Source organism: Burkholderia sp. E168m23 (genome assembly GCF_016586125.1).
Taxonomy (GTDB): Bacteria; Pseudomonadota; Gammaproteobacteria; order Burkholderiales; family Burkholderiaceae; genus Burkholderia; species Burkholderia orbicola.
The window spans coordinates 1-4,319 of record NZ_BCPP01000632.1; the positions used below are offsets into that span (position 1 = coordinate 1).

2 protein-coding genes are annotated in these 4,319 nt (G+C 68.0%); one reads left to right on the forward strand and one right to left on the reverse strand.

The window, feature by feature from the left end; all coding sequences use genetic code 11:
• A partial coding sequence (locus JMF90_RS26320) for a DUF748 domain-containing protein (RefSeq protein ID WP_201325617.1) occupies window positions 1-3,814 on the forward strand: 3,814 nt, incomplete at its 5' end.
• A gap of 68 nt (window positions 3,815-3,882) precedes the next feature.
• On the opposite strand, the gene JMF90_RS26325 is transcribed toward JMF90_RS26320, so the two are convergent.
• Window positions 3,883-4,104 carry a hypothetical protein gene (locus JMF90_RS26325; protein ID WP_011548933.1) on the reverse strand — a complete coding sequence of 74 codons (222 nt, stop codon included), beginning with the start codon at window positions 4,102-4,104 and terminating at the stop codon, window positions 3,883-3,885.
• Window positions 4,105-4,319: the final 215 nt, after the last annotated feature.

Consider the following 4,319-nt stretch of genomic DNA (forward strand, 5'->3'; position numbering starts at 1 on the left):
CAAAGAAACCGTACCCTCGACCCTCCATGCCCTCGGTGGCGTTGCACGCTCGCGCCGGACCCGGCGTATCGGCATCGGCGTGCTGATCTTCCTCGTTTTGTTCGGACTGCTCGGCTTCTTCGCGGCGCCGCCGCTGATCCGCCATGTCGCCGAACAGCAGTTGAGCAAGCAGCTCGACCGGCCGGCCACGATTCAGCGCATCGCACTGAACCCGTACACGCTGAACCTCGAAGCCGACGGCATCCGCCTCGGCGAGCGCGGCGGCCAGGGCGACTTCATCGACATCGGCAAGCTCGTCGTGAGGCCGTCGTGGTCGTCGCTGTTCCGCGGCGCGCCGATCGTCAACGAGGTCCGGCTCGATTCGCCGCGCTTTCACGTCGTTCGCTACGACGCGCAGCGCTTCAACTTCACCGACCTGATCGAGAAGTTCTCGTCGCCGACGCCGAAGCCCGACAGCAAGCCGACGCAATTCTCGGTGTCGAACATCCAGGTCAACGACGGCCGGATCGATTTCGACGATCGCCTGCTGAACGAAAAGCACGTGGTCGACAACTGGACGCTCGGCATTCCGTACATCGCGACGCTGGCCTCGAAGACCGACATCTTCGTCGAGCCGAAGCTGCGCGCGCGCTTCGACGGCAGCCCGATCTCGATCGACGGCAAGACCAAGCCGTTCGCGCAGTCGCGCGAATCGGAGATCGCGCTGAAGTTCGACCGCCTCGACGTGCCGAAGCTGATCTCGTACGTGCCGGCGAAGCTGCCGGTGGCCGTGACGAGCGGCCTGCTCAGCAGCAACCTCACGGTCAATTTCGTGATGAGCGGCGAGACGCCCGCGCTGCGCGTGTCGGGCACCGTCGACCTGAGCGACGCGAAGGTGACCGACCGCGCGTCGGCGCCGCTGTTCGCCGCGCGCGGCGTGCACATCGCGGCGGCCGGGCTGGAACCGCTGCGCAACGCGATGCACTTCGACGAGATCCGGCTCGACCAGCCGGTGGTCGATCTGTCGCGCGACAAGCAGGGCGTGCTGAACGTCGAGAAGCTGGTCGCGCAACCGGCCGCCGCGCCGAAGGCCGCAGCCGGCAAGCCGGGCGCGTCGGCCGTCGCCGTTTCCGGTGCGTCGGCCGCGTCTGGCGCCACCGTCGCCGCCGCCAGCGGCGCGAAGGCCGAAGGAAGCGCCGCCGCGAAGGCCGCGCCGCCGCTCGACCTGACGATTCGCCATGTCGCGATCGACGGGGGCACGATCAACGTCGACGACCGCGTGCCGGCGACGCCGACCGCGCTGTCGCTGACGAAGCTCGCCGCGACGCTCGACGGCTTCTCGCTGCAGGGCAAGACGCCCGCCAAGTACACGCTGTCGACGTCGCTGTCGCGCGGCGGCGACGTGAAGGCCGAAGGCGCGTTCAACCTCGCCGCGAAGCAGGCCGACACGAAGCTGACGGTCGCCGCGCTCGCGCTGCCGGCGCTGCAGCCGTATCTCGGCGAGGCGACGCGCGCGCGCGTGCTCGACGGAACGCTCGGCGCGACCGTCAACGCGAAGACCGACTGGGGCAAGACGCCGCTCGCCGCGGAAGTCGCCGACAGCACGGTCAGCCTCAAGTCGCTGAAGATCGCCGCGCCGGACAACAAGGCGCCCGCGATCGTGCTGCCCGACGCGAGCGCGAAGATCGCGAAGATCGACGTCGCCGCGCGCACCGCCGAGATCGCGAGCGTCGACACGAGCGGGCTCGCGCTCGACGTGAAGCGCCTGAAGGACGGCAAGATCGACCTCGCGGCGCTGGCCGAACCCGCGCAAGCCGCGGTGCCGCCGCGCACGGTCGCGCGCAAGGCCCAGGCCGCCGCGCCGTCGTGGCACTACCGGATCGAGGCGCTGAACGTGAAGGAGGCGTCCGCGAACTTCACCGACCTGTCGACGCCGCGCCCGGTGAAGCTGGCGATCAAGCCGCTGGAGCTGTCGGTGCAGAAGGTGAGCGACGACCTGACGAAGCCGCTGCCCGTGCAGCTGAAGGCGACGCTGAACCGCAAGGGCTCGCTGAACGTGTCGGGCGACGTGACCGCGCAGCCGCTGAAGCTCGGCCTGAAGATCAACGGCAACCGCCTCGATGCGGCCGCGTTCGAGCCATACTTCGGCAGCGCGCTGAACGCGACGATCGCGAGCGCGCTGCTCAACGCGCAGGGCAACCTGACGTTCGCGCAGGTGAAGGACACGCCGCGCGCGACCTATCGCGGCGACCTCGCGCTGGTCGACGTGCGGATGCTCGACAAGGCGACTTCCGACCCGTTCGCCGGCTGGCGCTCGCTCGCGCTGTCGAACCTGAAGGCGAACTACGACGAGAAGGGCACCGACGTCGACGCCGCGCGCGTGACGTTCTCGAACTTCTACGGCCGCGTGCTGCTCGACGCGCAGGGCCGGCTGAACCTGAAGGACGTGGTCGCGAAGGAGACGGGCCCCGCGCAGTCGCTCACGCGCGACGCGAGCAAGGGCGAGCCGGTGCCGCTGTCGCCGGGCGTGACGCCGCCGGCCGCCGCGCAGGCCGCCTCGGCCGCGGCCGCGCAGCAGGCGTCCGTGCCGGCCGCCGCGTCGGCGACGGTGGTCGTGAAGGCCGCGCCGCAGCCGCAGAACCCGGTGCGGATGCACTTCGGCGAACTGCTGCTGCAGAACGGCCGCGTCACGTACACGGACAACTTCATCAAGCCGAACTACACGGCGAACCTCGTCGCGATCAAGGGCACGGTCGGCGCGTTCGGCACGGATTCGACGACGTCCGCGCCGGTCGACGTCGCCGCGAACCTCGCGGGCAACGGGCCGATTTCGATCAAGGGCTCGGTGAACCCGCTGATCGAGAAGCCGGCGCTCGACCTCACGGCCACCGCGCACGACATCGAACTGACCAACCTGACGCCGTATTCGGCGAAGTACGCGGGCTATCCGATCACGAAGGGCAAGCTCAACGTCGACCTGCACTACCAGCTCGCGAACGACCAGTTGTCGGCGAACAACCACATCTTCATCGACCAGCTGACGTTCGGCGATCGCGTCGAGAACGACACCGCGACGAAGCTGCCGGTGAAGCTCGCGATCTCGCTCTTGAAGAACACGCGCGGCCAGATCGACGTGAATCTGCCGGTGTCGGGCTCGCTGTCGAATCCGGAGTTCAGCGTCGGCGGGCTGATCTGGCACGCGGTGCTGAACCTGATCGCGAAGGCCGTCACGTCGCCGTTCACGCTGCTCGCGAATGCGTTCGGCGGCAGCGGCGGCGAGGATCTCGGCTACGTCGAGTTCGCGCCGGGCTCGTACGCGTTGACCGACGCGCAGCAGAAGAAGCTCGACACCGTGGTGAAGATGCTAACCGAGAAGCCGTCGATCCGCCTCGACCTGATCGGCCGCGTCGATCCGGCGCAGGACACGCCGGGCCTGCGCGACGCGTACGTCGAGCGGCTGGTGCGCCAGCAGAAGCTGAAGGACGTGGTCGGCCAGGGCGAGAGCATCGATCCGATGTCGGTGAAGGTCGACAAGGCCGAATACTCGAAGTACCTGACGCGCGCTTACAAGGCCGCCGACTTCAAGAAGCCGCGCAACTTGGTGGGCCTGCAGAAGACGCTGCCCGATGCGGACATGAAGCAGGCGCTCGCCGATCACGCGCCGGCCGACGACAACGCGCTGCGTGCGCTCGCGCAGCAGCGCGCGCAGGCCGTGCGCCAGTATCTCGACGGCAAGATCGATTCGAGCCGCATGTTCGTCGTCGCGCCGAAGCTCGACGCGAAGGGCATCTCGGACAAGGGCGCGACGACCCGCGTCGACTTCGGGCTGCAGTAAGCGTTACCGCCGCCCGTCATCCCTCATCCGCCGCCGTGCCCGCACCCGTCGGGCGTGGCGGCTTTTTTTCAGCGTCCGGCGATCGCCGGTTCGCGCTTGTCCAGCTCCTTCCTCGCGGCCAGCGGCAGACGCGCGTCGTCCCACTGCGTCAGCCATTCGACTTCTTTCGCGGTAAACACCTGTCCGTAATTGCGCAACGCGTACTGCAGCGCGTCGACGACGTGATGGCGAATGATTTCGGGGGTACGTGCATCGTCCAGCACGAACCGGAGAGCTTCCAGGGTTGACATAGTCGTGCTCCGGGTCAGGGAAAACCCTTTATCACACGCCAATAGTCGCGGGCCAAGTCGAAAAAAATCCCGTCGCACGGGCCGGCGCACGCGAGGGCCGCGGATTGCGACCCCTTCATGTCATTTGCGATTGGTTACGTTTGACAGAGAACAGAAAGCCCCGCTTCATCCGACCGCCGCATGGCCCGGCGATATTTTGCGCGCCTGATGGCAGG